Annotated in this window: 25 protein-coding genes; 3 read left to right on the plus strand and 22 right to left on the minus strand. The window is 62.8% G+C overall.

The window, feature by feature from the left end; all coding sequences use genetic code 11:
- Window positions 1-13: 13 nt before the first annotated feature.
- The 10 genes from QZ378_RS01470 to QZ378_RS01515 form a co-directional block, all read right to left on the minus strand.
- Complete coding sequence (locus tag QZ378_RS01470; RefSeq protein WP_291257077.1) at window positions 14-1,273, minus strand: CAP domain-containing protein; 1,260 nt, start codon at window positions 1,271-1,273, stop codon at window positions 14-16.
- 69 nt (window positions 1,274-1,342) lie between these two features.
- Window positions 1,343-2,131 (minus strand): class D sortase, encoded by a 789-nt coding sequence (locus tag QZ378_RS01475; RefSeq protein ID WP_243898521.1) that lies wholly within the window; start codon window positions 2,129-2,131, stop codon window positions 1,343-1,345.
- Complete coding sequence (locus QZ378_RS01480) at window positions 2,049-3,020, minus strand: cell wall protein (RefSeq protein ID WP_213039343.1); 972 nt, start codon at window positions 3,018-3,020, stop codon at window positions 2,049-2,051. The genes QZ378_RS01475 and QZ378_RS01480 overlap by 83 nt, the downstream gene beginning before the upstream one ends.
- Before the next feature lie 34 nt (window positions 3,021-3,054).
- Window positions 3,055-3,447 (minus strand): hypothetical protein, encoded by a 393-nt coding sequence (locus QZ378_RS01485; RefSeq protein ID WP_087288310.1) that lies wholly within the window; start codon window positions 3,445-3,447, stop codon window positions 3,055-3,057.
- Window positions 3,448-3,637: 190 nt separating this feature from the next.
- Entirely contained in the window at window positions 3,638-4,264 is a 627-nt protein-coding gene (locus QZ378_RS01490) for a hypothetical protein (protein ID WP_087333695.1), read from the minus strand.
- Window positions 4,233-5,300: a hypothetical protein gene (locus tag QZ378_RS01495; RefSeq protein WP_213039345.1), complete on the minus strand. Its 1,068-nt coding sequence runs from the start codon at window positions 5,298-5,300 to the stop codon at window positions 4,233-4,235. Before QZ378_RS01495 ends, QZ378_RS01490 begins: the two co-directional genes overlap by 32 nt.
- Before the next feature lie 524 nt (window positions 5,301-5,824).
- Complete coding sequence (lysS, locus tag QZ378_RS01500; RefSeq protein ID WP_191379838.1) at window positions 5,825-7,330, minus strand: lysine--tRNA ligase; 1,506 nt, start codon at window positions 7,328-7,330, stop codon at window positions 5,825-5,827.
- Window positions 7,331-7,342: 12 nt separating this feature from the next.
- Window positions 7,343-7,816: a transcription elongation factor GreA gene (gene greA, locus QZ378_RS01505; RefSeq protein WP_087241953.1), complete on the minus strand. Its 474-nt coding sequence runs from the start codon at window positions 7,814-7,816 to the stop codon at window positions 7,343-7,345.
- Window positions 7,817-7,967: 151 nt separating this feature from the next.
- Entirely contained in the window at window positions 7,968-8,681 is a 714-nt protein-coding gene (locus QZ378_RS01510) for a hypothetical protein (RefSeq protein WP_291257078.1), read from the minus strand.
- Window positions 8,682-8,785: 104 nt separating this feature from the next.
- Entirely contained in the window at window positions 8,786-9,205 is a 420-nt protein-coding gene (locus QZ378_RS01515; protein ID WP_191379836.1) for a YjdF family protein, read from the minus strand.
- Window positions 9,206-9,516: 311 nt separating this feature from the next.
- Between QZ378_RS01515 and QZ378_RS01520 the strand changes: the two genes are divergently transcribed.
- Entirely contained in the window at window positions 9,517-11,085 is a 1,569-nt protein-coding gene (locus QZ378_RS01520) for an alkaline phosphatase (RefSeq protein WP_191529386.1), read from the plus strand.
- Window positions 11,086-11,187: 102 nt separating this feature from the next.
- A complete protein-coding gene (locus tag QZ378_RS01525; RefSeq protein ID WP_291257079.1) occupies window positions 11,188-12,396 on the plus strand; it encodes a YibE/F family protein in 1,209 nt (402 codons plus the stop codon).
- Here the strand turns inward: QZ378_RS01525 and QZ378_RS01530 are convergent.
- The 9 genes from QZ378_RS01530 to QZ378_RS01570 form a co-directional block, all read right to left on the minus strand.
- Complete coding sequence (locus tag QZ378_RS01530; RefSeq protein WP_291257080.1) at window positions 12,341-12,994, minus strand: YitT family protein; 654 nt, start codon at window positions 12,992-12,994, stop codon at window positions 12,341-12,343. The genes QZ378_RS01525 and QZ378_RS01530 overlap by 56 nt on opposite strands.
- A gap of 113 nt (window positions 12,995-13,107) precedes the next feature.
- Window positions 13,108-14,544: a MerR family transcriptional regulator gene (locus tag QZ378_RS01535; RefSeq protein ID WP_291257081.1), complete on the minus strand. Its 1,437-nt coding sequence runs from the start codon at window positions 14,542-14,544 to the stop codon at window positions 13,108-13,110.
- A gap of 89 nt (window positions 14,545-14,633) precedes the next feature.
- Window positions 14,634-15,767 carry a S41 family peptidase gene (locus QZ378_RS01540; protein WP_291257082.1) on the minus strand — a complete coding sequence of 378 codons (1,134 nt, stop codon included), beginning with the start codon at window positions 15,765-15,767 and terminating at the stop codon, window positions 14,634-14,636.
- Between the two features lie 276 nt (window positions 15,768-16,043).
- Window positions 16,044-17,303 carry a M23 family metallopeptidase gene (locus tag QZ378_RS01545; protein WP_291257083.1) on the minus strand — a complete coding sequence of 420 codons (1,260 nt, stop codon included), beginning with the start codon at window positions 17,301-17,303 and terminating at the stop codon, window positions 16,044-16,046.
- Window positions 17,304-17,331: 28 nt separating this feature from the next.
- Window positions 17,332-18,576: a peptidoglycan DD-metalloendopeptidase family protein gene (locus QZ378_RS01550; protein ID WP_291257084.1), complete on the minus strand. Its 1,245-nt coding sequence runs from the start codon at window positions 18,574-18,576 to the stop codon at window positions 17,332-17,334.
- 18 nt (window positions 18,577-18,594) lie between these two features.
- Window positions 18,595-19,485, minus strand: coding sequence for a permease-like cell division protein FtsX (ftsX, locus tag QZ378_RS01555; protein WP_291257085.1), 891 nt, complete (start codon window positions 19,483-19,485; stop codon window positions 18,595-18,597).
- Entirely contained in the window at window positions 19,469-20,161 is a 693-nt protein-coding gene (ftsE, locus tag QZ378_RS01560) for a cell division ATP-binding protein FtsE (RefSeq protein WP_087241975.1), read from the minus strand. Before ftsE ends, ftsX begins: the two co-directional genes overlap by 17 nt.
- 85 nt (window positions 20,162-20,246) lie before the next feature.
- Window positions 20,247-21,338 carry a helix-turn-helix domain-containing protein gene (locus QZ378_RS01565; protein ID WP_291257086.1) on the minus strand — a complete coding sequence of 364 codons (1,092 nt, stop codon included), beginning with the start codon at window positions 21,336-21,338 and terminating at the stop codon, window positions 20,247-20,249.
- A 742-nt stretch (window positions 21,339-22,080) separates the two neighbouring features.
- Complete coding sequence (locus QZ378_RS01570) at window positions 22,081-22,785, minus strand: pseudouridine synthase (protein ID WP_191379828.1); 705 nt, start codon at window positions 22,783-22,785, stop codon at window positions 22,081-22,083.
- A gap of 105 nt (window positions 22,786-22,890) precedes the next feature.
- Here QZ378_RS01570 and QZ378_RS01575 point away from each other — a divergent pair, with 105 nt between their 5' ends.
- Window positions 22,891-23,367 (plus strand): DUF4830 domain-containing protein, encoded by a 477-nt coding sequence (locus QZ378_RS01575; RefSeq protein WP_191379827.1) that lies wholly within the window; start codon window positions 22,891-22,893, stop codon window positions 23,365-23,367.
- A 286-nt stretch (window positions 23,368-23,653) separates the two neighbouring features.
- Here QZ378_RS01575 and QZ378_RS01580 read toward each other — a convergent pair whose 3' ends face one another.
- The 3 genes from QZ378_RS01580 to QZ378_RS01590 form a co-directional block, all read right to left on the minus strand.
- Window positions 23,654-24,178 (minus strand): hypothetical protein, encoded by a 525-nt coding sequence (locus tag QZ378_RS01580; RefSeq protein WP_291257087.1) that lies wholly within the window; start codon window positions 24,176-24,178, stop codon window positions 23,654-23,656.
- Window positions 24,175-25,038 (minus strand): mechanosensitive ion channel family protein, encoded by an 864-nt coding sequence (locus tag QZ378_RS01585; protein WP_291257088.1) that lies wholly within the window; start codon window positions 25,036-25,038, stop codon window positions 24,175-24,177. Before QZ378_RS01585 ends, QZ378_RS01580 begins: the two co-directional genes overlap by 4 nt.
- A 630-nt stretch (window positions 25,039-25,668) precedes the next feature.
- A partial coding sequence (locus QZ378_RS01590) for an EF-Tu/IF-2/RF-3 family GTPase (protein WP_291257089.1) occupies window positions 25,669-26,327 on the minus strand: 659 nt, incomplete at its 5' end.

The raw sequence follows: 26,327 nt of genomic DNA on the forward strand, positions 1-26,327 counted from the left end.
CGCGTTTGAGGTATTATGCGTATGGATTGATGGTGCCGGACATTCCGACAAATAAATAGCAGTAGGTCACCCCCTCATACCGCACCACACCGACGCCCAGACTGTCCGCCTTTGGGTCGAGCATTGCTCGCAGATGCCCAGGGGAGTTTACCCAGTTTTTCACTGCGGTTTTGGCAACATCCTCCGCGGTCACGCTGGTAAATACTGTTAAATTGCAGCTGAACCCATAGGGATATCCATGAGCGAGGACAATTTCACACTCCTCCTGGCTGTCGTGCCAGGTGTTCCGGCGCGTGGCATAGTCCTGAGCCGCGTCCATGAGCGACTGATCGGCCGGGGCTGCGGACTGGCCGTATTTCTGCCGGACCTGATTGACAAGGGCAAGGATCTCTGTTCGGATCTCCAGGTTATCTGCGTAATCAGTTCCTGCTGCCGGCCGACCTTCGTCAACATCGGATACCGTGATCGTAAGACGGCCCTGTTCCCCGTCTGCCGCAACTACAAAAATGCTTGCAGTACCGGGCGACTTTGCGACCGCGACCCAATTCCCGGCGATCTGCTCTACCGTAAGGATTTCCGGATTGCTGGATACCAGCTCAAGTTGCGCGTCCGACGGATAGACCAGCAGGCCGCTTCGTGTACCCGCCTTCAGGATGTTCCCCTTGTAGCTACTGATGGAAACAGATGCTCCGGTCGCTCCAGCGGAGGTCCTCTGGAAGTTTCCGGTCAGTGCGCGGTATAGCATGACCGCAAGATCACCGCGGGATATGGTTCCCTGAGCCGTCATAGCAGGCTCACTTAGGCCAAGATCACAGGCGGTGCTGCAGGCGCTGTTGTAATCCCACACCAGGTCTGGCAGAGCCAGATACCGCAGAATCACGGTGCAGGCTGCCGCGGGCGTCACAGGATCCTCCGCGCCAAAAAGGCCATCGCCATAGCCGACCATGAGGCCGTGGTAGGCGCAGTAACCGGCATATTGCCGGGCCCAGTCTGGAACGTCCTGAAATTGGCACTGGGCGGCATAGAAGTCTCGGCTTTCCTCCACCTGTCCGGAGCCGCCGTGCAGCCGGGCAAGAATCGTGGCCAGATGGGCGCGGGTCAGCGGGGCGCTGAAGTTCATATTCCCCTCCCCGTCCCCGACCATGATCCCATGACTGTTCAGGTACTGCGAAGCGGCTTTCAGTTCTTCGTTGCTGCTTTCCGCCGCATACGCCGGCAGGGCCAAAGAAAGCGCAAAGACGGCAGTAAACAGCAGGATGGGCAGTTTACGCATACTGATTCCCCCTTTTCTTGATATTTGACTTAATTACATCGAAAAGAGGTCAGTTTTGCAAAAATACTGTCAGGTGATCTCCCGGGCCTGCACGCACCAGCGCATCTCCGGCACATTTCGGACACAGGTGATCAGCGTGATCATATTCTCGCTGCTCCGGCCCAGGCGGGAGAAATCCGTTTCTTCAATCTGCCCCACATAGAACACCTCATAGGTGCGCGTGCCGAGCTTCGTGGTGTAAGTGATCTTGTCGCCGTCCTCCAGGGTGTGGATCTGTCCAAAGTGGTTGGCCACACCTCTGTTATGGCCCGCAAGCCCAACATTGCCGTCCCAGCAGGAGGTGGATTTGAAATGCCCGGCGCCTTTGGCAAGGCTCTCCAGGCTTTCGTCCTCATACACCTTGACGGAAAGCCCCAGAGAGGGGATCTTCAGCCGGCCCAGGCTGCCGTCCTCATAAAAGAGGCCGTCCGGGAGGGTGAACTTGTTGCTGCTCAGGCTGGTATCCGCGGCCGGGGTGCTTTCATCGTAGGACGCCGGCGGCAGGTAGATTGTTTCACCGCTGATGGTGCTGCTGCCAGTTGATGTTCCGGACTGGGGGATCAGTGTCGTGCCGGCACCAGGCAGATAGGACTCCGGACTGCCGAAAGGCGGCGCAATGACGGCGGTATTCTTGCTGCGGTCGATGTTACTGCTCTCCGTCACCCCTCCGCCAACCACGATCACCTGGTCAACGGAGGTGGGCGGAGCATACATGGGGCCGTCCGAGTCGTCAAACTCATACTCCGCCGCCAGTGCCGGGGTCGCCATCATCGCTGTGATGGCCAGCAGCAGCATCGTTGCTTTCAGCCAGTTCCTCATACATCTTTCGCTCCTTCCGTTTCATGAAAAAGTATGTTCCTCCGGTACCGGCGCCGAGAGCCACCAGCGCGGGCAGGGCCACCATGAGCCAGTTGAGGCCGCCGCTTTGAGACTGCTCCTCCGCAACAGGCTCCATCGGCGTGCCGGTGAAAATGACGGTGTAGCGGATCACTGTGACCCCAGTGCGGTAGACCTCACCTGAGTAGTTGGCTGTGGTGGTATAGCCCGTCACATAACTGACTGTTTTGCTCCCGCCGTAGGTGCAGACAGCAGTAAAACGATCCCCGATCTCATAGTCATCGGCGTTGTAGGTGTTGTCCGTCTGCCACTGGACATCCTGGAGCGTCAGGGTCCGTCCGCCCTCAGTGATGCTTTTCGGCAGATGGTTGAGGTCTTGGTTTGCAAGATTGGGGTAGGTCCTGGTGGCTGTGACCGGCTGGGTGCTGCTGCCATACCCGGCCGCTTCGGTCTTGATGCTGTCCAGATCCAGCGTGAGGGTGCCGGTAAACCCCTCTTCCGTGGTGACCTCTTTCTCCTGGGGCAGCAGGGACAAAATCGTGTCCATGTCCTTTTTGTCGCTGTCCACCTTCTCTTCCTGGGTGATGACCTGCGTCTCACTGCCGATGATGACCTCTCGCAGCACATCGGTGCAGTCGTACAGGAGGCCATCCCGCTCAAACTGCCCCATGGGGAGCGTGGAGGGATCGGTGTTGGGCGAGAGATCATACACCTTGCGGATCTCCTTGTTGTCCTGGTCGAGGATGATATCGACCGGGAGCATGGCGTCAGGATCCGTCACGTCCAAACTGACCGCGCCCGCAGGCAGCGTCAGCATGGTCAAAAGCAGGAGCGATGCGGTGAGAGATAAGATTTTGTTCTTCACTGACATATCCTCCTCAGGTTTGATTTTGCTCTTTCTGGAATCAGGGAGTAGTCGACGGCGTGTACTGTCCGCCCTGAATCAGCGGCTGCAGGTAGGCGACCACAAAGCCCAGGGTATTGAGCACGATCCAGGTCACGACGATTCTCTTCAGCCAACTGGTCGCCTCTGCGACGGCCCGCTCATTGCGGGAGATCATCCGCACCAACAGCGCCACCGCAGCCGCAGTCACTGCCACGATGGTAGAGATGCCCACCAGCTCGCCATAGACATCTGCGATAATCGTGCTGAACCGTGTCCACATGGTGTCCGCAGCAGCCGCCGGCTGGGCGAACAGCACCATCATGTAACAGGATACCGCCGCCATCTGGAAAGCGTTGCGCAGCCGTTGGGACGCCTTCACCCAGCGATCCCTCCTGCTCTCGTCCTTTGCCATTTGCTTCCCTCCTTTTCGTCATATTTGCAGCAAAGAGCCGCCTCGAAGCGACTGTTCTCAATCACTTCAAGGCGGCTCCCTGCCGTCAGGTCCAGTTTTGGACGATAACAGGATAGCACATCTGCACTCCCCTTGTCATCCGCACCGACCTTGCCAATTTTCTGCCATTTTTCTGCCGCAGAGTAGGACATCACCCCTCCAGCAGCGTCAAAAGCTCCAGCCAGGCATCCAGACAGCCGGCTGGGGCCGTCCACAGCCGGATGGATAAGATGTTGACCGCCTGCTGGCGGAGCCGGTAATAGTGCCGCTCCGAGATATCCAGCCGGTACAGGATATCCGTATGGCTGGGCTTGTCCGGCGTGATGAACGTCTGGAAGATGATGTTATACATCAGCTCCCCGTTGCCCGGCTTATGGCGCAGGACCGTCAGGGCCTCATTGATCCGGTCCAGCAGCAGGCGGGACTTCCGAATGCTGAGCAGGCGGTGCTCCAACTTCGCGTTCCCCAGCGCCACCTGCGTGTCCACTACGCTGAGCAGCGCGTCCAGATCCTTCAGCGGCTGATCCAGCTCCTGTGCGACTTCACTGGGGAAGCATTCCAAGGCCCAGACGATGTCCCGGTAGTGCTTGAGCATGACCTGGGTGTTATGGTACATATTCCGGCGAAGCTCCTGCTCCGCAAGCCGGGCTTTCGCATTGGGGATGTCCGGATCTCCCACGATCCCCCTGCGCTCCAGCAAGGCGCGCAGCTGCTCCTGGGGGATCGCACTATCCTGATTCGGCAGTTCACCACAGAGGGATGCCTTCAAATCTGCCATTTTCAATACCTCCATCATCCTGATCCGCAGGCCCGGCCCGTGGCAAGGTTCCGCGGAATAATTCAAAATTTGGCGTCGCTGGAGATATCCCTTGGCAGTCCTCCCTAACATACTCTAAAATCTTACACGGAGAAAAATACGCGCGCGTAATATAGCAGTCCTCAGATGCAACACGGCGCTCCTCTTGTTCCCGGGGCAGCACTGCACGACTGTACCAAGCGACCAGCTTGCAGATGCGAGCATGGTCGCTCTGCTGGTTTTCGTGCGTATTCCCGTCTTTTGTGCGTATTTCTCTCAAAATGCGCTCGACTTTGTCCTGGGACGGCAAGGTGAATTGTTCTCCAGTCGGATAGACTGCATTGAAGATGAGGCAGCCGAAAGCGCCTGGCAGCTTATACAGCGGGAAGGCATCCGCATGTTTTCTGAAAAAGCGCCAGACCTTCGTCTTTTCCCATCCCCAACGCCTGCCAAGGGATTCCAATGTCAAAACAGCGCCGTACTGCCCAAACTGAACAGCCGGCGCCGAGAAGGAAAACGCATTGCTGGGCTCCTGCCAAACTGTGTGGCACCAGAGGTCGAGCCATGCGTCTGCCTCAGCAAATTGATAATGCCGCTCTGCAAGCCTCTGTGTGACGTTCCTGGGCAGGCAGAGGAATCCATACCCCTCTGTCGCATAAACCGCCTCACGGCCCATACAGGGCTCGCCAGAGCATCTTACGACCCAATCTGTGACTTGATAGGTCAGTTTCTTTGTTTTTGTGTCCAGTGAGTAGGTAATATAACCGAGGTCAGCCAGAGTGTCCATATGTTCAAGGGCCTGCCGCCGACGTTTGATTGCCAGGATACTCTTCAGACCGACGATGCCGCCTGCCCAGCCCCCGGCACTCACTTTGTTGGTGTAACCGCAGTACCGGGCCTGCCCAGTCCTAAAGGCTGCACGGGAGGCCAATCGAGCCCAAGAGGCCATAATGCCCTTGCCGGGCGGAAGCTGATTGCGGGGTAGTTTGACCCATTGATATTTGAGCAGGCACTTCATCTCGCCGACCTCCCTCCTGATAGATTGAAAAAAGCCCCGCTCCGTGCTACACTGGTAAACACGAAAGCGAGGCCTGATTGAAATGCTATATGCCTGTGATAATTGTCATTACCTGTTCCTTAGAACGTCTGAGGATACCTGCCCGGACTGCGGAAAGGCCATGATCCGGCCGGCAACTTCTGAAGAGCAGGAAGAATATAAAAATCGTGAGAAAGAAAATCTGTGGACAGAGGATTCAAATAGCTGCCGTGTGTAGCCGGTCATTTCACCCCCGCGCAATGGCTTCTAATTAAACCCATTTCATTTGTTGCACCGCCGTGTATAAAAATAACTGAAAAAGTATAAAAAAAGTGCCCGTAGCTCAACTGCCACGGGCACTTTCTCTTTTAGGAGGCTCTCTAAAAACTGGTGTAAAATCAGGTGTAAAAACGTGTTACTGCTGAATCCAACTGGTGTAAAACTGGTGTAAAACCGCTCTTTCAGGCTCGTGAAAAACCCGCAAACCCTTGCGCCGCAACGGGTCTTTAATCCAGTGGCTTCATCGTGGGGAACAGGATCACGTCCCGGATGGAGTCGGAGTTGGTGAGCATCATGACACAGCGGTCGATGCCGATGCCCATGCCGCCCGTGGGGGGCAGGCCGTACTCCAGGGCGTTGATGAAGTCCTCGTCCATCATGCCAGCCTCGTCGTTGCCCATCTCCCGCAGGGCCAGCTCGTGCTCGAAGCGGCCGCGCTGGTCGATGGGGTCGTTGAGCTCGGAGAAGGCGTTGGCGAACTCACAGTGGTTGATGAACAGCTCAAACCGCTCGGTGAGCCGGGGATCCTTGGGGGAGCGCTTGGTCAGCGGGGAGACCTCCACCGGGTACATGGTGATGAAGGTGGGCTGCACCAGCTTCTCCTCCACCCGCTGGTCAAAGGCCTCGTACAGGGCGGTGCCCCAGGTGCGCTCGCAGCCCTCCAGGTCGATGCCCTTGGCCTCCACGGCCTTGCAGGCCTCCTCGTCGTCGGAGATGGCGTCGAAGTCCACGCCCACATACTGCTTGACGGCGTCGATCATGGTCAGGCGGGGCCAGCCGGGGGTCAGGTCGATGTCCACGCCCAGCCAGTTCACCTGGTAGGAGCCCAGGATGTCCTTGGCGGCGGTGGACAGGATGCCCTCGGCGATGTCCATCATGTCGTGGAAGTCGGCATAGGCCTCGTACAGCTCGATGGTGGTGAACTCCGGGTTGTGCTTGGGATCCATGCCCTCGTTGCGGAAGATGCGGCCGATCTCATACACCCGCTCAAAGCCGCCCACGGTGAGCCGCTTCAGGTTCAGCTCGGTGGCGATGCGCATATACATGTCGATGTCCAGGGTGTTGTGGTGGGTGATGAAGGGCCGGGCGGTGGCGCCGCCGGAGATGGTGTTGAGGACGGGGGTCTCCACCTCCAGATAGTCCCGGTCGTCCAGATACTTGCGCACGTGCTTGATGAAGGCGGTGCGGATCTGGAAGGTGCGGCGCACGTCCTCGTTCATGATCAGATCCACATACCGCTGGCGGTAGCGCATCTCCTTGTCGGTCAGGCCGTGGAACTTCTCGGGCAGGGGCTGAAGAGACTTGGAGAGAAGAGTCACCTTGTGGGCCTTGACGGAGATCTCACCCCGCTTGGTCTTGAAGACCTCGCCTTCCACGCCCACGATGTCGCCGATGTCGGTCTTCTTGAACTTGGCGAAGGCCTCCTCGCCCAGCTCGTCGATGCGGACGTAGATCTGGATGCGCCCCTTCACGTCCTGCAGATCACAGAAGATGGCCTTGCCCATGCCCCGCTTGGACATGATGCGGCCGGCGATGGAGGTCTCGGTGCCCTCCAGGGCCTCGAAGTTCTCCTTGATGTCGGCGGAGTGGTGCTTCACCACGTATTTGGTGATCTGGAAGGGATCCTGGCCGGCATCCTGGAGCTCCTTGAGCTTGGCGCGGCGAATCAGGCGCTGTTCGGACAGGGAGGGCTGCTCCTCAGGCTGGTTGACACTTCTCTCTTCAGTACTCATTGTTCTGGCTCCTTACTTTTGAATCTCTAGGATACGGTATCGCAAAACACCGGCCGGTGCCTCCACCTGCACCTCGTCGCCGATGGCCTTGCCCAACAGGGCTTTCCCAAAGGGGGAGTCCTCGGAAATCCGGCCGTTCATGGGGTCGGCCTCCTGAGAGCCCACCACCTGGTAGGTCTCCTCCTCCTCAAACTCCAGATCCATCACCTTGACCGTGGAGCCCAGGCGGACGGAGTTGGGGTCGGACTCATGCTCCTCAATGACCACATAGTTGGACAGGATGTTCTCCACCTCCGCAATGCGGGAGTAGAGCTTGCCCTGCTCGTTCTTGGCCTCGTCGTACTCGCTGTTCTCGGACAGATCTCCGAAGGAGCGGGCCTCCTTGATCTGGTCGGCCACTTCCTTCTCACGGACGGTTTTCAGGTAGTTGAGCTCCTGCTTGAGCTCCTCCAAGCGCTCCGCGCTCAGCTTGAATTCTTTCGCCATGGTTGTCTGCGCACACCTTTCCTTTTTGCTTCCCGTTCTCTATTTCACGGGCCCGCCCGGGCCCGTCCAATCGTCACAATAGAAACAATCCGCCACGTTAATACGATATTATAGGTAGTTTCCATCCTCCTGTCAAGTCAATTCTTTGCCGTCACGCGGGGAAAATCCGGATCTGCTCCGGGCGCAGGCGGCCGCACTCCCACAGCAGGGTCAGCAGCGGCAGCGGAGCCAGCCCCGGCGGCAGCGTTCCCTCCTCCGGCAGCAGGCGCAGCCCGTCCAGCTGCGGCGCCGGGCCGTACAGCCGGAGCACCGCGCCCCCGCTCTCCCCGCCCGCCGGGCCGAAGCAGGCCGTCACGTCCGCCGCCGTCCCCGGCGGCAGCACCGCCGCGCCGTACTCCTCCCGCAGCCAGGCCGCCAGCTCCTCCCCCTCGCCGGGCACGTCCACCACCAGGCGGCGCACCTGGGGGCACAGGGCCTCCGCCGCCGCGAACAGGGGGCGGCTCACCCGCTGCCCCGCCAGGGCCACCGTGGCCTGGGCGCGCAGGATCCGGGCCCGGCGGAGGGCCGCCAGGGCCAGGGGGACGGCCATGGCCTGGCAGAAGGGCTCCGTCTCCACCGGGCGAAGCCCGGCGGCCTCCAGCACCGGCCAGCAGGGGAAATCCTCCGCCGCCAGCACCCGCCGCACCCCAGCCCGGGCCAGGGCCGCCGCGGCCCGCTCCGTCCTCCGGCGAAGCCTGGCCTCCCGCAGGCCTGGCGGCGCGGGCACGCCCGCCCACAGGGCGGGCATGCCCCATACCGCCCCCTCCTCCAGCGCCGGCCTGCGGCCCTTCCGCGCCTCCAGCGCCACAATTCCTACCAAGTCCACCACCTCGGATACAGGATATGCGCCAGGGGCCGGTTTATGCCGGAGGGAAAACCGGAGGCACCGGGAGCGGCTGCTCCCGGTGCCTCCGGTTCTCAGGAAAAGCCTCAGTGCCCCCGGCGCTTCTCCTTTTTCTTCTCTTGGCGGAGCTGAAATTTCCGCTCCGCCTCCGCCGCGTCCCGACGGCGGCTCTGTGCCTGACGCGCCTGCTTCCGCTCCTCCCGCTGGAGCTGGAGGGCCTGCTGGGCCCTGGTGCCCACCCCCCGCTGCTCCGCCGCGGCCCGGGCCTGCCGCTGGGCCCGCTTGGGGCTGAGCCGTCCGGCCTCCCGCCGCTCCAGAGCCACCGCCGGGCTGAACGCCAGGGTGCGCCACGACGCCAGCAGCCACTGATACACCTCTCCGTCCCGGGGCTCGGCGCCGAACACCTGCCGGCACACCGTCAGGCGCCCGGCCTCCTCCCGCTCGTAGACGGCCACCCAGAAGGGCGCTTCAAAGCAGACCGTCAGTCTCGCGCAGTCACATTCCATATGCAGTTGTCCTCCTTAAATATAGATACTGCGCGGAGCGCGGACAACCAAGGAGGCAGGTTACTGACGGCTCCTGGGGCTGGGACTCGCCCCGCCGCGCCCGGACTACCAACCGGGCCGTGTTTTTCGCTTCGCGGAGCCATGGTATCACGCCCTCCCCGCCCCGTCAATCCCTACCAACATCCTTCTTTACAATTTCTTACCCGTTTTTTGCAATCCTTTACCGGGGGCTGATAGCGGCATGGGGCAGAATTCCGCTATGATCTTCACGGCTTCAACCAGTCTAACAACAAACTTTGGAGGAATTGAGCATGAACTGGAAGCGTCCCCTGGCCCTCTCCCTGGCCGCCCTCACCCTGGGCGGCGCCCTGACCGCCTGCGGAACTCCCACCGCGTCCACCCCGGAGGAAACGTCCGCCCCCGCCGCTGAGGTGCAGGCCCTGGCCGCCACCTCTCAGGCCCTGACCGCGCCCAAGTATGTGTTCCTGTTTATCGGCGACGGCATGAGCTATCCCCAGATCCAGTCCACGTCCGACTATCTGGGCGCCCTGGCCGACGAGGACTACTGGCAGGCCCAGCCCAGCCTGGACGACAACGGCGGCGCCGTCCTGGACGGCCCCGAGTACCTGAACTTCATGAACTTCGAGGGTGTCGGCTCCGCCGTCACCTATGACTCCAACTCCTTCGCCCCCGACTCCGCCTCCACCGCCACCTCCCTGTCCACCGGCCACAAGACCTACTCCGGCTCCATCAACGTGGACGAGACCGGCACCGTGGAGTATGAGACCATCTCCGAGAAGCTGCACAGCCAGAAGGGCTACTCCATTGGCGTGATCACCTCCGTCAACCTGAACCACGCCACTCCCGCCGCCTTCTACGCCCACCAGGCCAGCCGCAACGACTACTACGACATCGGCCTGGAGCTGGTGGACTCCGGCTTTGAGTACTTCGCCGGCGGCGGCCTGCTGGATCCCGACGGCGCCGAGGGCGACCAGGAGAACCTGTACGACCTGGCCGAGCAGGCCGGCTACAACGTGGTGACCACCCAGGCCGAGGCCGAGAAGGTCACCGCCGGCCCCGTGGTGATCATCGACGAGCACCTGGCCGACTCCGACGCCATGGCCTATGAGCTGGATCGCACCGACGACATGTGGGCCCTGTCCGACTACGTGGCCAAGGGCATCGAGGTGCTCTCCCAGGACGAGGACGGCTTCTTCATGATGTGCGAGGGCGGCAAGATCGACTGGGCCTGCCACGCCAACGACGCCGCCTCCACCATCCACGACACCCAGGCCCTGGCCGACGCGGTGCAGGTGGCCATCGACTTCGCCGCCGAGCACCCCGAGGAGACCCTGATCCTGGTCACCGGCGACCACGAGACCGGCGGCCTGACCATCGGCTTCGCCGGCACCGACTACGACACCTACCTGGATCTGCTGGCCAACCAGAAGATCTCCTTCGCCAAGTATGACAGCGACTATGTGGCCAAGTACAAGGAGAACAAGACCTCCTTCGAGGACGTGCTGGTGGACATCGAGGCCCTGTTCGGCCTCAAGACCGAGGGTGAGGAGGGCGACAAGCTGGTGCTCACCGACTACGAGCTGGAGCAGCTCCGCGCCGCCTACGAGAAGAGCATCAACGGCACCGCCGCCAGCCAGTATGAGCAGGAGGAGTACGTGCTCTACGGCACCTACGAGCCCCTGAGCGTCACCATCACCCACATCATCAACAACAAGTCCGGCATCTCCTTCACCTCCTACAGCCACACCGGCCTGCCCGTGGCCGTGCTGGCCCACGGCCTCAACGCCGAGGTGTTCAGCGGCTACTACGACAATACCCAGGTCTACTACAAGCTGGCCGACATGCTGGGCGTCCAGTAATCCATCCCCCCGCTTTCCACTTTCCCACTCCATAAAAAACCAGCAGACGGATGCGGCAGATGCCGCATCCGTCTGCTGGTGCAGAAAGGACAATCACACCCTATGACTTCCCTTCTCCGCGACCCGGCCAAGCGCCGGTATTACGCCCCTCTGGCCCTGTGCCTGCTGCTGATCGTCATCCTGATGGCCATCCCCACCGGCTTCGAGGGGGCCCTCCAGTACCGGGAGGCCGACCGCTGCGCCGCCCGGGTGCTGGCGGTGGACGACTCCGCCATCATCGACACCGGCCTGGTGCGCTCCGGCGAGCAGACCTGCACCCTGGAGCTGCTGGGCGGCCGCTTCAAGGGCCAGACCGCCACCGGCGTCAACATGCTCAACGGCTCCCTGGAGCAGGACAAGATCTTCGTCCCCGGCGACAAGGCCATGGTGGTGGTGAGCTACCAGGGGGACGAGATCATCTCGGTCACCATGACCGACCACTACCGCCTCAACAAGGAGGTTCTGCTGGCCGCCATCTTCGCGGTGTTCCTCATCCTCTTTGCCGGGCGCACCGGCGTGCGGGCCATCGTCTCCTTTGTGATGACGGTGCTCATGCTGTGGAAGGTGCTGGTGCCCCTCTACCTCAAGGGGTACAACCCCATCTTCATGGGCCTGGCGGTGACCCTGGTGCTCACCCTGTTCATCATCGCCCTGGTCTACGGCTTTGACCGGCGGTGTGCCGCCGCCGTTTCGGGGGCCTTCCTGGGGGTGCTGGTCACCTGCGTGCTGGGTGTGATCTTCACCGACCTGTTCCAGATCCACGGGGCGGTCATGTCCTACTCCGAGAGCCTGCTCTACGCCGGGTTCCAGGATCTCAGCCTCACCCAGATCTTCATGGCCTCCATCTTCATCGGCTCCTCCGGCGCGGTGATGGATCTGGCGGTGGACATCACCTCCGCCGTCCACGAGGTGGTGGAGAAGCGGCCCGACCTCTCCCGGTGGGAGGCGGTGCGCTCCGGCATGAACGTGGGCCGGGCCGCCATGGGCACCATGACCACCACCCTGCTGCTTGCCTACTCCGGGGGCTATGTGGCCCTGCTCATGGTGTTCATGGCCCAGGGCACCCCCCTGTACAACATTCTCAACTACAAATATGTGGCCTCGGAGATCATCCACACCGTGGTGGGCTCCTTCGGCCTGGTCACCGTGGCCCCCCTCACCGCCCTCACCAGCGGCTTCCTGCTGGCCGGGCGGAAGGGAACCGCAGAGGCGGGTCTTACTCCGCCTCCGCGGCTCGACGGGGCAGCGCTGCGGTCTGAATCCGGTCAATGAGGAAGGACGACAGGGTCACCGTCACCAGGGAGCAGGCAATGCGCCCCACGGGAATGTAGGTGAGGGACAGGGCCAGCACCGTCAGATCGGTGAACAGATAGGCCCTGGACAGCCGCCAGCGGGTCACCCGGGAGATGGTGAGGGCCAGGGCGTCGTCGCCCCCGGCGGAGCCCCCCTGCCGGACGATCAGGCCCACGCCGATTCCCACGAAGGCGCCGCCCGCCAGGGCGGCCAGCAGGGGCCAGCGGGAGAGGTCAGGCAGCATGTTGGGAAACTGCTCCCACAGCTTGTAGAACAGGGCCACGCTGCCGGTGGACAGGACGGAGATCTTCAGGAACTGCCCGCCCAGGCACTTGAACGCCAGCAGGTAGCACAGCGCATCCAGCAGAGGGGTCAGCAGGGCCGGCGACAGGCCGAACCAGTGGTGGAGCAGCAGCATCAGGCCCATGATGCCCCCCTCGGTGATGCCCACCTGCTGGTGGATGTTGTGGATGCCGAAGGTGGTAATGGCCGCCCCCAGCACAATGCAAAGGATCTTCTTCCAGGTGAGCCCCTCCGTCAGCTTCCGGACGGGGCCCGCGAGTATCTCGGGTATCAAACTAAAACCTCCTTATTTGTCTCACATTATAAACCCTCGTATTATACGAGGGTCAAGAGGCGCACCCTTTGCAGTTCAAACAAAAGCGGCGGCCCGACGGGCCGCCGCTTTATCTATATCGCCTGTTCTAGTTCCAGGGTAAATACCAAGTGGTAATAGGTGTCCGTCCCTCCCTCCAAGGAGAACAGCATGCCGGAGGAGCTAGACTCATACCCCCGGGTCTCCACGGTCTGGGTGATGGTCACGTCCCCGGCCTGGAGGGTGTAGTCGTCAAAGCGCCGGCTCTCAATGGCCTGGAGCACCCCGCTGCTCCACCAGGAGATGCCGTTGTAACTTCGCTGGGCGGCGGCGAAGGCCAGGGCCGCCAGGGATCGCTGGGTGGTGCTGCCGGACACCAGCTCTCCCCCGAGCTGCTCCACCTCAATGCACACGCCGGTGACATGGCCGTCCTCATCCACCGTGAGCTGGTGGGACGGCGTGCTCCCGCCGAACAGATTTATCACATGGGAATTTGGCGCGTCTACCCAGTTCCCCTCTGCGTCCATCCGCTCATAGGACTGTATGTCCAGGATCCGGCACATGTCGTTGACGTTGGCGGCGTACTGCTCCGGGGTGAGGGGCCCCCGGTGGATGGGCAGCATGGACTGGAGCGCCAGAAAGACACTCAGCCCAATCAAGGCCGCCCGGGCGGCCACGAAGCCCCAGCACCGCCAAACCCTGGTGTCCCGGATGGTGTAGGAGGTGTCCTCCTCCCACGCCTCCGGCTCCCCGTCTTTGCACTGGCAGTAGCACTTGTACTTGCGCCAGAGCCTGTAAAACGGGATGCCGTAGCCCTCGCCCCGGGCGAACACCCCCCAGGTGCGATCCACGGCCTTGCCCCAGGTGAGCTTCTGCCCCAGGGGACTGCGCACCGCCAGGCCGAAGATCCACTTGCCCGGCGTATAGCCCCAGGTACACAGGAGGACGGGCTCCAGCACCAGCAGGATGCCGTAGGCCACATAGCTGTTCAGCAGGCGGATCAGCCAGGTGTTGTCCGGGTGCCAGCGGAACAGAAACAGACAGACCGCCATCCACAGCAGACTGCACAGGCTCAGATCCAGGCTGCGGGCAAAGAACCGCCGCCAGGGGTGGGACACGGTGGGGGCCGCGTCGGAGCGCAGATCGAAGAAGCCGGGCTGATCCGCCGGGCGGTTCAGCCGGTTTAAGTACCTGGGGGCGTCCAGGGTGGCGAAGTCCACCCCGTCCTCCCGCATGGCGCGGCACATCTGCCCCGCCCAGTCCAGATCGGCCCTCTGCCGGGCCAGGGCGGCCTCCTGCTCCGCCAGCAGGGCAGCCAGGGGGCGCTCCCCCCGCTGGGCCTGCCGGATGTCCTCCAGGGACAGGCCCAGCTGCCGCAGCAGCTTCACCTTCCGCAGGGTGTCCGCGTCCTCCTCCGAGTAGTCCCGGTAGTTGTTGGCCTCCCGCTTTGGGTGGATGAAGCCCTCCTGCTCGTAAAAGCGGATGCTGGCCCGTGGCATGTCCAGCAGGGCCTCCAGCTCGCCGATGGTCATTCTGATCCCCTCCTTGGCCTCAAGTGTAAGGTATCAAGCGGGTTTACAGTCAAGGGTTTTCGCGGGTTTTTCCGGCTTTGGGGCGGAAATCACTCCGCCAGCAGCTCCAGGGCGGCCGCCAGCTGGGCGTCCGTGCCGTCGTCGGTGTTGTACACCTCCGCGTCCAGAGTCAGGCCGGTGCCGATCAGGGAGGTGCCGCTGCCGGTGCAGTAGGCGGCGGTGGAGATGTTGACCGCCCCGCCATAGGGGAGGGTGAAGGTCTGCTGGGAGTAGCCCTTGCCGCTGGTGGGCTCCCCCACGATCACCGCCACCCCCTGCTCCTGGAGCTCGGCGGCGAAGAACTCGGCGGCGGAGTAGGTATTGGCGTTGACCAGCACCGCCATGGGCAGCTCCACGCAGGAGGCGTCGGAATAGGTGGTCTCCTCATTGCCCGCCCGATCCCTGCTGATGAAGATGGGCCCCTCAGGCAGGAGGAAGTCCAGCATGTCGGTGAGCTCCCGGAGGTAGCCGCCGCCGTTGTCCCGCATGTCGAACACCAGGGCGCGGGCCCCCTCCTCCTGGAGGGCGGTCACCGCCTCCTCCAGCCGCCGGGCGCTGTTGTCGTAGAAGTTGGACAGGGCCACGTAGCCCACGTCCCCCTCCAGCATCCTGCTCTCCACCGGGTCGGTCTCGATGCTGGCACGGGTCACCTCCACGGTACGGGTGCCGCCGTCGGCGCCCAGCACCTCCAGAGTGACGGTGGTGCCCTCCTCCCCCTGGATGAGATCGGCCCCCTCGTAACGGACCTCCCCGGCCAGGGAGGTTCCGTCCACGGCGGTGATCACCTCGCCGGGGAGAAGCCCCGCCTCCTCCGCCGGGCCGCCGGCGGCCACCTCCAGGATCTCCAGGCCCTCCTCGTTTGCGTAGTTGACGGTGATGCCGATGCCCACATACTGGTTGGTGCGCCGCTGGTTCTGGGCGGACAGCTCGTCCGCAGTCAGGGTGTAGCTCCACCGGTCGCCCAGGGCGTTCACCATGCCCTCCAGCGCGCCGTCGATCACCGCTTCCCCGTCGTACTCCCCCACAAACCGGGTGTTGATCAGGTGCCATGCCTCCACCAGGGAGCGGCCGCCGGCGCCGCCCAGCAGGCAGTTGACCGCCAGGGCGCCCGCCGCCAGCACCACCGCGGCGGTGAGCGCCGCGGCCAGAAGCAGTTGGAACAGAGAGAATCGTTTTTGCCGCATTGGGGTTCCTTCCTTTCCGGGTATCAAAGGGGGCGGGCGGAGGCCAACGCCTCCGCCCGCCCCAGGTTTTCGTCGTTTTCCGCCAAAAGCCTCGCAGAGTTCCGCCGTCCGCAGACGGCGGAATCAAATAAGAGTCCGTCATTTCCGGCGACATGCGCGTCGGAAATGACACTTCTCAGCCTGCAAGTGTGAGGGCTGGACGCCTGTGGCGGGCAGCCCTTGCGCGCGGCGGGCTGCAACCCCTCAAAAAAGCGGCTGCGCCGCTTTTTTGAAGCGCTACCAGGGATGTGTCAAACTCAGGCTGGGGAACTTGCTCTCCGGATCCACCCGGGTGTAGTTGTCCCGCACCTCCAGGTGGAGGTGGTTGCCGGTGGAGCTGCCGGTGGTGCCCACGTAGCCGATGGTCTGGCCCTGGGTGACCATATCCCCCTCGCTCACCGCCCGGGAGGACATGTGGGCGTAGAGGGTGGAATTGCCGTTGCCGTGGTCGATGACCACGTAGTTGCCGTAGGAGTAGTGGTAGGCGGAGGTGACCACCTGCCCGCTCTTGCAGGCCAGGATGGGGGTGTTGCCGGGGGCGGGGATGTCGATGCCGGTGTGGCTGTGGGCCTCGCCGGTGATGGGGTGGATGCGGTAGCCGAACAGGGAGGACAGCCGGTAGTAGCCCGGCAGGGGCCACAGATAGCTGGTCTCCGAGTCGATGGTGATGTTGTTCTGCCGCCGCTGCTCTTCCAGCTGCTTCTGCTTCTGGGCGATCTCCGCCTGGATCTCGGCGGCCGCCTCGCTCTCCGCGTCCAGCTGGCGGTTGACCTCCGCCACGTCGGCGTTGATCTGATCCAGCAGCTCCTGGGCCTCGGCCACCTTGGCCTGCTGCTCGGCCTGCTTGGCGGCCTGCTGATCCCGGGCCGCCTGCTCCTCCGCCCGGGAGGTCTCCAGCTGGGTGCGCAGGGCTATGATCTCCTCCCGGATGGCGATGAGCTCGTCCATCACCTGGTTGTCATAGGCCATCACCGCGTCGATGTCGGCCAGGCGATCCAGCATCTCGGAGAAGCTCTCCGAGTTGAAGAGGATAGACCAGTAGGACACCGTCCCCTCCTCCTCCATGGCGCGTACCCGCTGGCAGAACAGCTCATACTGGGCCTCCTCATTGGCCTCGGCCTCGGCCTGCTCGGCCTCCTTCTGGGCGATCTCCTGGTCGTAGTAGGCGATCTGCTTGTCGATGTTCTCGATCTCATTGTTGATGGCGTCCAGCTGGGCCTGGAGGAGCTGCCGCCGCTGCTGGGCCTCCGCCTGATCCGCCTCCACGTCGGCCAGCTGCTCCTCCAGCTCGTCCTGCCGGGCCTGGCTGGCCGCCTGCTCCGCCTTGAGGGCGTCGATCTCGCTCTGGGTCACCGCCCCGGCGCCGCCCAGGATCATGGTCACCATGGGCAGCAGGAGCAGCAGGGCCAGCACCGCCGCCAGCCCGCCGAAGAGCACCCGGCGCCACTCCACCTTCTGCTTCTTGGGTTTATGATTGGGATTCTGCTTCTTTGCCACGTCGCCGCTCCTTTTTCCGTCAGTCCGTTTACCAGTTGTAGGCCCGGATCAGGGGGAGGCCGGTGTAATAGGCCTCCGGATCCGTCCGCTGGCCGTTGATGCGCACCTCAAAGTGGAGGTGGGCCCCCTTCACGTTGCCGGTGGTGCCCACAGCGCCGATGGTCTGGCCCTGCTGAACCAGCTCCCCCTCGCTCACCGCCCGGGAGGACATGTGGGCGTAGAGGGTGGTGGTGCCGTCCCCGTGGTCGATGACCACGAAGTTGCCGTAAGACCAGTTGACCCCGGTGCCGTACTCCGACATGATCACCTGGCCGCCCCGGGCCGCATAGATGGGTGTGCCGGTGGAGGCCGCCACGTCGATGCCGGTGTGGCTGTGGGGCACGTGATCCACCGGGTGCATCCGGAACCCGAAGGCGGAGGTCAGCTTCCTATTCGCCGACGGCAGGGGCCACATCCAGCCATTGCCGGCGGGGGGCAGCTGCACGTTGTTCTGCTTCCGCTGCTCCTCCAGCTGCTTCTGCTTGCGGTCGATCTCCGCCCCGATGGCGGCCCACGACGCGTCCTCCTCGTCCAGCTGGCGGTTGACCTCCGCCACGTCGGCGTTGAGCTCGTCCAGCAGCGCCTGGGCCTGGGCCACCTTCTCCTGCTGGCGGGCCTTCACGGCCTCCTGGGCCTCCTTGGCCGCCTGCTCGGCGGCCCGGGCCTCCTCCAGCTGGGCCTGGACGGCCTCCAGCTCCTCCCGGGCGGCGATCAGCTCGTCCATCACCCGGTTGTCATAGGCCATCACCGCGTCCACGTCGGCCAGGCGATCCAGCAGCTCGGAGAAGCTGCCGGAGTTGAAGAGGACAGACCAGTAGGACACCGTCCCCTCCTCCTCCATGGCGCGCACCCGCTGGCAGAACAGCTCGTACTGCTCCGCCTCCCGGGCCTCGGCCGCCTGGCGCTCCGCTTCCTTCCGGGCGATCTCCCCGTCGTACCAGGTAATCTGGTCGTTGATGCTCTCCAGCTCGGCGTTGATGGCGTCCAGCTGCTGCCCCAGCAGCTGGCGCTGCTCCCGGGCCGCGTCCCGGTCGGCCTCCGCCCGGGTCAGCTGCTCCTCCAGCTCCGCCTGCCGCTCCTGACTCTCCGCCTGCCTGGCCTTGAGGGCGTCAATCTCGCTCTGGGTCACCGCCCCCACCGGCAGGGCCGAGCCCCACACGGGGGCCAGCAGGGCCGCCGTCAGCAGGGCGCAGACGCCCCGCCGCACCCTGTGCTTTACACGGTTTCCAGACATGTCCGCAATCCGGCCTCCTCAAACCTGCAAGAACTTCCGAATGGCCAGCACCGAGCCGCCGGCGCCGATGACAAAGCCGGTGAGGACGAATATCCCCAGCACCCGCAGGGCCATGGGCTGGAAGGGGAGCACGGTGATCAGGGAGATGGTGTCCTCCCCGCTGATGGCCCTGCCCACCAGTACGTAGATGCCCCACTGGAGGAAGAAGGCGGCCACCGCGCCCACCAGGCCCAGGATCAGGCCCTCAAACACGAAGGGCCAGCGGACAAAGGCGTTGGTGGCGCCGCACATCTTCATGATGGCGATCTCCTCCCGCCGGTTGAAGGTGGCCAGCTTGATGGTGTTGGCGATGATGAACAGGCTCACCGCCAGCAGGATCACCACCAGGATCACGGCCACCGCCCCGGCGATGTTGCGGATCACCGTGAAGCCCTCGGCGATCTCGGGGGCGGACTGGGTGTCGGCCACGCCGGCCACTTCCTTCACCGCCTCCTCGGTCTCGGTGAGCAGACTGATGTCGTCCAGATAGATGTGGAAGCGATCCCGGTACACCGTGGAGGGCAGGCCCTCAAAGAGGGGATTGCCCTCGTAGTCGGCCTCAAAGTCCGCCTGGGCCTCCTCCTTGGTGACGAACTCCGCCCGGGCCACGTTGGGCACCGCCTCGATGTCGTCCTGGAGGGCCCGGGCCTCCTCCTGGGGAATGGACTCGTCGATGAAGGCGGTGAACTGGTTCTCCGCCTCCAGATCGCTGAACATGTTCTCCGCGTTTACCGCCACCAGGGTGAAGGAACCCATGATGAGCAGGCAGCAGACGATCATGCACACCGCGGCAAAGGACATGAAGCCGTGGGTGAAGATGCTGTGAAAGCCCTCGGAGAGGAAATAGCCGAAATCATATCGTTGTCTCATTGTTGTAATACCCGCCCGTCTCGTCGCTGATGATCCTGCCGTTCTCGATGGCCACCACCCGCTTGGAGAAGCGGTTGACCAGCTCCTTCTCGTGGGTGACCACCAGCAGGGTGGTGCCCAGCTCGTTGATGCGCTCCAGCAGCATCATGATCTCCAGGGAGCGCATGGGATCCAGGTTGCCGGTGGGCTCGTCGGCGATGATCATCTTGGGATTGTTCACCAGGGCGCGGGCGATGGCCACGCGCTGCTGTTCGCCGCCGGAGAGCTGGCTGGGCATCCGGTCTCCCTTTTGATCCAGGCCCACCAGCTCCAGCACATAGGGCACCCGCTTGCGGATCTCCCGGGGGGAGGCCCCCACCGCCCGCATGGCAAAGGTGAGGTTTTCCTTCACCGTCTTTTTCTCAATGAGCCGGAAATCCTGGAAGATGACCCCCAGGGTGCGCCGCATAAAGGGCACCTGCCGGGGCCGGATGTTGTTCAGATTGTAGCCGTTGACCATCAGCCGCCCGCCGGAGGGGGCGATCTCGGCGGTGATGAGCTTGATGATGGTGGACTTGCCGGAGCCGGAAGGGCCCACCAGGAACACAAATTCCCCGTCGTCAATGCGCAGGTTGACCCCCTTGAGGGCCTTTGTCCCGTTATCGTAGGACTTCTGTATGTCAATTAGACGTATCACGCTCGGTTACCTCATCTGTCGTATTCGAAAGAAATGCGCGACACCAGGAGGGGCGCCGCCCCAGCGGCGCCCCTCCTGGTGTGGTTCAGTTGTCGATGCCCCGGGAGATCAGGTACTTCTTGACCATCAGCGCCACCTTGAAGGTGATGGCGTCGTCAAACTCCCGCAGGTCGAGGCCGGTGAGCTTCTTGATCTTCTCCAGCCGGTACACCAGGGTGTTCCGGTGGACGAACAGCTTCCGGGCCGTCTCGGACACATTCAGGTTGTTTTCAAAGAACTTGTTGATGGTGAACAGGGTCTCCTGATCCAGGGCGTCGATGGGGTTCTTCTTGAAGACCTCCTGGAGGAACATCTCGCACAGGGTGGTGGGCAGCTGGTAGATCAGCCGTCCGATGCCCAGGTTCTCATAGGTGATGATGGTCTTCTCCGTGTCGAACACCCGGCCCACGTCGATGGCGATGCCCGCCTCCTTGTAGGCCCGGGCCAGCTCCCGGATGTGGCCCACGATGGTGCCGATGCCGATGACCACCCGCAGGTGGAGCTCCTCCGTGATCTTCTCCTCGATCTGCTTGGCGATGCGGTAGAGATCCCGGGGCTCCGTGCCCTCGGAGAGCTGCTTGATGAGGGCCACGTCGGTCTCGCTGATGGACAGGACAAAGTCCACCTGCTTGTCGGGGAACATGGTCTGCACCACGTCAATGAGGGCCGGATCGGTGGTCTCCACCTGGCGGATCAGCAGCACCGCCCGGGGTGCCTCGGAGACGAAATGCAGCTCCTTGGCCCGGACATAGATGTCCCCCAGCAGGATGTTGTCGGAGATGATGTTCTTGACAAAGGTGGCCTTGTCGTGCTTCTCCTCATAGTAGGTCTTGGCCCCGTTGAGGGCCACCACGGCCATGGCGCAGAGGGTCTGGGCCTCCGCGTCCTCCCCCTTGACAAAGGCGGCATAGTCGAACTGGGCGCCCCAGCCGGCCAGTGCCTTGAAGGTGCGGCCCTCAAAGCGGACGGCGCCGCCGTCCCCCCGGTTGACCGCCTCCACCACGCCCGGCCAGTGCTCGCCAATGCAGCTCAATTCGTTGCAGGCCACCACCGTTCCCTCAGAATCAATCACGCCGATGGCTCTGTCTGTGCTGTCCTTCATCTGTAAAACGACGCTCTGAAAAACCCTGCTGGACATGGTGATGCCTCCTTAACTTATTGATTCCCCCTCGGGGGATAACCCTCTCTACATACACTGCCGTTCTATTATACCGGTTCTTTTTGCCCTTTTCAATAGGTTTCTGAAAAACTTTTGCGGAAATTGCCGAAAGAGAAGCGCGGAGCCGCCGTGAGCAGCCCGGATGGAGCGGAGCGACGGGTACAAACCAGGCCAGTTCGCAAACTGGCTGTTTGTGCCCGGAGCCGGAGGGAAGCCGGGCGTCGCGAACAGGCGGAGCGTGACAGCGAGAAGCGCGGAGGGTAGGCGCATAGGGGAGCTAAGGCGGGGCGCAGGCGAAAAAACAGGCGACGGGCACAGCCCGGAGCGGCATTTTTCGCGGAGCCCAGACTTAGCGCCCCGGCCATGCGCCCAACCCGCAGCGTGACAACGTCGCCGCAAGCTCCAGATCGTTCACTTTGCCGCAGGCGGCAAAGCTCATTCCTTCCGCTGCGGCTCCTTTTCCCCACCGAACCCGCTTCGCTGGGCTTCGGCGGGGGCCCCGCACCTTCTCCAAACCTCTGCGCATGTGTGGGCGGCCGCGATGTATCTCGGCCCTACGGACAGATGCCGGCAAAGCCGTGTAGGGCCACCATATATGGCGGCCGCGGCCCATCTCGTAGGGCGCGGCATCCCTGACGCGCCGCCGGATCCGCAGGCGGGAACCTGCTCCTGCCCCCACTCCGTGCCGGACTTGGGAAACCGGCGGGGGCAAGCCCCCGCCCTACACGGACCGGATGGCGGCCAGCTCCTCCGCCGTCAGGGGGCGCCACTCCCCCTTCTCCAGGGCGGGATCCAGGGACAGAGGCCCCATGGTCAGGCGCTTGAGGTACACCACCGGCTTGCCCCGCTGGGCCAGCATCCGCTTGATCTGGTGGTATTTGCCCTCCCGCAGGGTGACGATGGCGGCGTCCGGCGTGTCCAGCAGCTCCAGCCCGGCGGGCAGGCACGCCAGCCCGTCGGCCAGGGTCATGCCGGCGGCAAAGGCCTCCGCGTCCTCCCTGTCCAGCGCGCCGTCCACCCGGACGAAGTAGGTCTTGTCCACGTGATGCCGGGGGGAGAGCAGACGGTGGGCCAGGGGGCCGTCGTTGGTGAGCAGCAGCAGGCCCTCGGTGTCCTTGTCCAGCCGCCCCGCGGGAAAGAGCCCCACCCGGCGCAGGTGCTCCGGCAGCAGCTCCAGCACCGTGGGCTGCCGGGGATCCTCCGTGGCGGACACCAGGCCGGCGGGCTTGTGGAGCATCAGGTACACCTGCTTCTCCCCGCTGATGCGCTCCCCGTCCACCGTGAAGACGGCGGCGGGATCCGCCTTGTCCTCCGGTGCGCGGGCAGTCACCCCGTCCACCGACACCCGGCCCGCCCGGATCAGCTCCCGGGCCTCCTTCCTCGACCAGCGCCCCGTGTTCGCCAGAATTTTGTCCAGCCGCTCCATGCTGTTCCTCCCATCTGCTTGTCCTGTTTTCAACATTTTAGCATAGAAGGGGCAAAAAGAACATACCAATCAGCAGGAACCAATTTGGGAAGGGAGCGTTGCGCTGTGTTCATCTTCACCGCCAAGATCCGCAAAGGACGCATCGCGGCCGTGGCGGCGGCTGCCGCCGTGGTATGCGTGGTTCTGCTGGCGGCCGCCGGGCTGTCTGGAGGGCGGGGCACGGCGGCCTCCGCCGCGGTCAGCCCCAAGGGCGTCCGCACCAACGAGGACAGGGTGGCCTATCTGGAGAGCTACGGCTGGGCTGTGTCGGCCCAGCCCATCGCCGTGGAGGAGCTGACCATCCCGGAGGCGTTCGACGAGACCTACAGCCAGTACCTGGAGCTCCAGGCGGGCCAGGGCTTCGATCTCACCGACTACTGCGGCAAGCGGGTGAAACGGTACACCTATGAGATCACCAACTACCCCACCGGGGAGGCCGGCATTCAGGCGGGGCTGCTTATCTATAAAAATACCGTCATCGGCGGGGATGTGCTCTCCCCCCAGCTGGGGGGCTTCATCCACGGGCTGGAGATGCCGGAATAGACGAAAACGCGGCGCTTCTGCGCCGCGTTCAGCCTGCCGAAAAAGTCTTTTCGACAGGCTGCCGAACTTTTTGAAACTTCAAAAAAGTTTCAAAAAGTTGTTTGATCCAACGCGAAAGGGAACCCTGACGGTTCATCTCCGCGCCAAGTGCCGCCGCTTTGCGGCGGTTGCGCTCCGAAAACGCCCTGCGGGGCAGCCTTTCACACTATCCCTCCCTCCGAATCTTTTGGCTGGAGGGTTTATCGACAGACTGAACGCGGCGCTTCTGCGCCGCGTTTTTCTGCATTCAATACCGAAGGCTTCTGGAGGCTTGGTAAAGGAACACCATATAGAGGATGCTGCCTACCAGAGAGGCGATGGCGTTGGGTACCGCAATCACAAGTCCCAGGACATTGAGCAGCTGGAAGATAAGCAGAATAGAGCAGATGATCGACACCACCGCGCAGACCACATAAATCTTCCACACCAGCTGTCCCCGGGCTGCCGCCGCCAGAACGCCCTTGGCGGAGAGCAGGCTGGAGGTGGTGCTGCACACCAGATAGACCGTCACCAAGCTCAAGGCTGAGGTGAAAATGCCCAAGACACCAAGGAAGAGATTCAGCACACTCAGGGCCAACATTGCGATCTCCACATAGAATGCGGCGCGGTAGCCCTCGTCAGCCCCGGCTGCCTCGTGCAGGCCCACCAGGAACAGAACCATGCCCGCGATGGCCGCAATCCATCCTATCAGGGGGATAATCCCAAAAATGGTGAGAATCTGCCCGTAGAACATCTTTTCCAGTCCGCTGCCTGCAATGGCATAATGGCTCATTCTTTCTCCTCCTTCCGCTCCACAACGTGGACATTCAGATGGCTGTAGGGCATCTGAATGCCGTTCTTGTCAAAGGCCTCCTTCACCTGTTCCAGCAGATCGTGGTACAGCGGCCAGTAGTCCGCCGTGGCACACCACACCCGCACCACATACTCCACGCTGGAGTCCTTGTAGGCGTTGACCCGGATAAAGGGCTCCGGCGTGAAAAGCGCCCTGGGGTGGGCCCCCACCACCTGCCGGATGGTCTCGATTACCTTCTGAGGCGGGTCGTCATAGGAGGCGTTGAAGGTGAGATCCACCCGCCGCTGATCCGCCGTGGTGTAGTTGATGATCTTTTCCCCGGAAATCTGCCCGTTGGGCACGGAGATCACCTTGTTGTCCACGGTGGCCAGCTTGGTATAGGCCAGGCCCACCTCCTTCACCGTGCCGGAAACCCCGCCGGCCTCCACATAGTCCCCCGCCTTGAAGGGCTTGGACACCAGCACCTGGATGCCCCCCGCCAGGTTGGAGAGCGTGCCCTGGATGGCCAGGGACACCGCCAGGCCGATGACACCCACCAGCGCCACCAGGCTGGTCATGGGCACGCCGATATAGCCCAGCACAATGCACACGGTAACCAGCCACAACACCACGCGCAGGGCGGCGTGGAGGAAGGTGCACAGCCCCCGCTCCAGCTCCAGCCTCCGGAAGGTGCGATCCAGCAGCCTGAGAACGATTTTCATGACAACCAGGCAGGCCACAATCAGCAGCCCAATGGTGAGCAGTGTCCGGAGATTCAGATTGTGGAAAAAGCCGCCCAGGGCTTCCAAGGTCTCCTGGGCCTCCTCCGGATTCACCTCTGTCAGATTGGTCAGCAGCATAGCATTCCCTTCTTTCCACCGTATTCTATCATAGCCGTCTGGATGGGGCAAGCTCTTTTCCAAGTGGCCGCACCGGGCAAAAGAAAATCCCCGCCATAAGGCGGGGATTTTCCAAGGGAGCAGAAATTACTCCTAGATGTCGATAACAACGCGGTCACCCACGGTGCGGCCTATCCCACAGAAGCTCCGCTTCTGCGGGAACCCTGTCCATTTTACATGCTCGGCGGAAATGAATTCCGCCTGCGCCGAGATTTTTGCTTCGCAAAAATACTCGTACGGCGCTCCGCGCCGCCCCATCTGTGATGGGGCCCCGGGTGGCCGCACCGGGGCAAAAGAAAATCCCCGCCGGATGGCGGGGATTTTCCAAGGGAGTAAAAATTACTCCTCGATGTCGATAACAACGCGGTCACCCACGGTGCGGCCTGTCCCACAGAAGCTCCGCTTCTGCGGGAACCCTATCTCTTTTTACATGCTCGGCGGAAATGAATTCCGCCTGCGCCGAGATTTTTGCTTCGCAAAAATACTCGTACGGCGCTCCGCGCCGCCCCATCTGTGATGGGGCCCCGGGTGGCCGCACCGGGGCAAAAGAAAATCCCCGCCGGATGGCGGGGATTTTCCAAGGGAGTAAAATTACTCCTCGATGTCGATAACAACGCCGGAACCCACGGTGCGGCCACCCTCACGGATAGCGAAACGCAGGCCCTTCTCGATGGCGATGGGGGTGATCAGCTCCACCTTCATGTCCACGTTGTCGCCGGGCATGCACATCTCAGTGCCCTCGGGCAGGGTGATGACGCCGGTCACGTCGGTGGTACGGAAGTAGAACTGAGGACGATAGTTGTTGAAGAAGGGGGTGTGACGGCCGCCCTCGTCCTTGCTCAGAACGTACACCTGGCCGGTGAACTTGGTGTGGGGGTGAATGGAGCCGGGCTTGCACAGAACCTGGCCGCGCTCGATGTCGGTCTTGGCAACGCCGCGCAGCAGGGTGCCGATGTTGTCGCCGGCCTCAGCGTAGTCCAGCAGCTTGCGGAACATCTCGATGCCGGTCACGACGGTCTTCTTCTTCTCATCGGACAGGCCGACGATCTCGACTTCCTCGTTCATCTTGATGACGCCGCGCTCCACACGGCCGGTGGCGACGGTGCCGCGGCCGGTGATGGTGAACACGTCCTCGACGGGCATCAGGAAGGGCAGGTCGTCGTTGCGGGCGGGAGTGGGGATATAGTCGTCAACGGCGTCCATCAGCTCCTTGATGCAGGCATACTCGGGAGCGTTGGGGTCGTTGGACT

Source organism: Flavonifractor sp. (genome assembly GCF_019422385.1).
GTDB classification, from domain to species: Bacteria; Bacillota; Clostridia; order Oscillospirales; family Oscillospiraceae; genus Flavonifractor; species Flavonifractor avistercoris.

Excerpts from the sequence above, each read along its gene's own strand:
- QZ378_RS01585 (WP_291257088.1), bottom strand. The coding sequence starts at position 25,038 with ATGCTGCTGACCAATCTGACAGAGGTGAATCCGGAGGAGGCCCAGGAG.
- QZ378_RS01565 (WP_291257086.1), bottom strand. The coding sequence starts at position 21,338 with ATGTCCAGCAGGGTTTTTCAGAGCGTCGTTTTACAGATGAAGGACAGC.
- QZ378_RS01475 (WP_243898521.1), bottom strand. The coding sequence starts at position 2,131 with ATGAGGAACTGGCTGAAAGCAACGATGCTGCTGCTGGCCATCACAGCG.
- QZ378_RS01550 (WP_291257084.1), bottom strand. The coding sequence starts at position 18,576 with ATGTCTGGAAACCGTGTAAAGCACAGGGTGCGGCGGGGCGTCTGCGCC.
- QZ378_RS01580 (WP_291257087.1), bottom strand. The coding sequence starts at position 24,178 with ATGAGCCATTATGCCATTGCAGGCAGCGGACTGGAAAAGATGTTCTAC.
- QZ378_RS01490 (WP_087333695.1), bottom strand. The coding sequence starts at position 4,264 with ATGGCAGATTTGAAGGCATCCCTCTGTGGTGAACTGCCGAATCAGGAT.
- QZ378_RS01495 (WP_213039345.1), bottom strand. The coding sequence starts at position 5,300 with ATGAAGTGCCTGCTCAAATATCAATGGGTCAAACTACCCCGCAATCAG.
- greA (WP_087241953.1), bottom strand. The coding sequence starts at position 7,816 with ATGGCGAAAGAATTCAAGCTGAGCGCGGAGCGCTTGGAGGAGCTCAAG.
- QZ378_RS01520 (WP_191529386.1), top strand. The coding sequence starts at position 9,517 with ATGAACTGGAAGCGTCCCCTGGCCCTCTCCCTGGCCGCCCTCACCCTG.
- QZ378_RS01470 (WP_291257077.1), bottom strand. The coding sequence starts at position 1,273 with ATGCGTAAACTGCCCATCCTGCTGTTTACTGCCGTCTTTGCGCTTTCT.
- QZ378_RS01540 (WP_291257082.1), bottom strand. The coding sequence starts at position 15,767 with ATGCGGCAAAAACGATTCTCTCTGTTCCAACTGCTTCTGGCCGCGGCG.
- lysS (WP_191379838.1), bottom strand. The coding sequence starts at position 7,330 with ATGAGTACTGAAGAGAGAAGTGTCAACCAGCCTGAGGAGCAGCCCTCC.
- QZ378_RS01485 (WP_087288310.1), bottom strand. The coding sequence starts at position 3,447 with ATGGCAAAGGACGAGAGCAGGAGGGATCGCTGGGTGAAGGCGTCCCAA.
- ftsX (WP_291257085.1), bottom strand. The coding sequence starts at position 19,485 with ATGAGACAACGATATGATTTCGGCTATTTCCTCTCCGAGGGCTTTCAC.
- QZ378_RS01535 (WP_291257081.1), bottom strand. The coding sequence starts at position 14,544 with ATGACCATCGGCGAGCTGGAGGCCCTGCTGGACATGCCACGGGCCAGC.
- QZ378_RS01525 (WP_291257079.1), top strand. The coding sequence starts at position 11,188 with ATGACTTCCCTTCTCCGCGACCCGGCCAAGCGCCGGTATTACGCCCCT.
- QZ378_RS01570 (WP_191379828.1), bottom strand. The coding sequence starts at position 22,785 with ATGGAGCGGCTGGACAAAATTCTGGCGAACACGGGGCGCTGGTCGAGG.
- QZ378_RS01480 (WP_213039343.1), bottom strand. The coding sequence starts at position 3,020 with ATGTCAGTGAAGAACAAAATCTTATCTCTCACCGCATCGCTCCTGCTT.
- QZ378_RS01515 (WP_191379836.1), bottom strand. The coding sequence starts at position 9,205 with ATGGAATGTGACTGCGCGAGACTGACGGTCTGCTTTGAAGCGCCCTTC.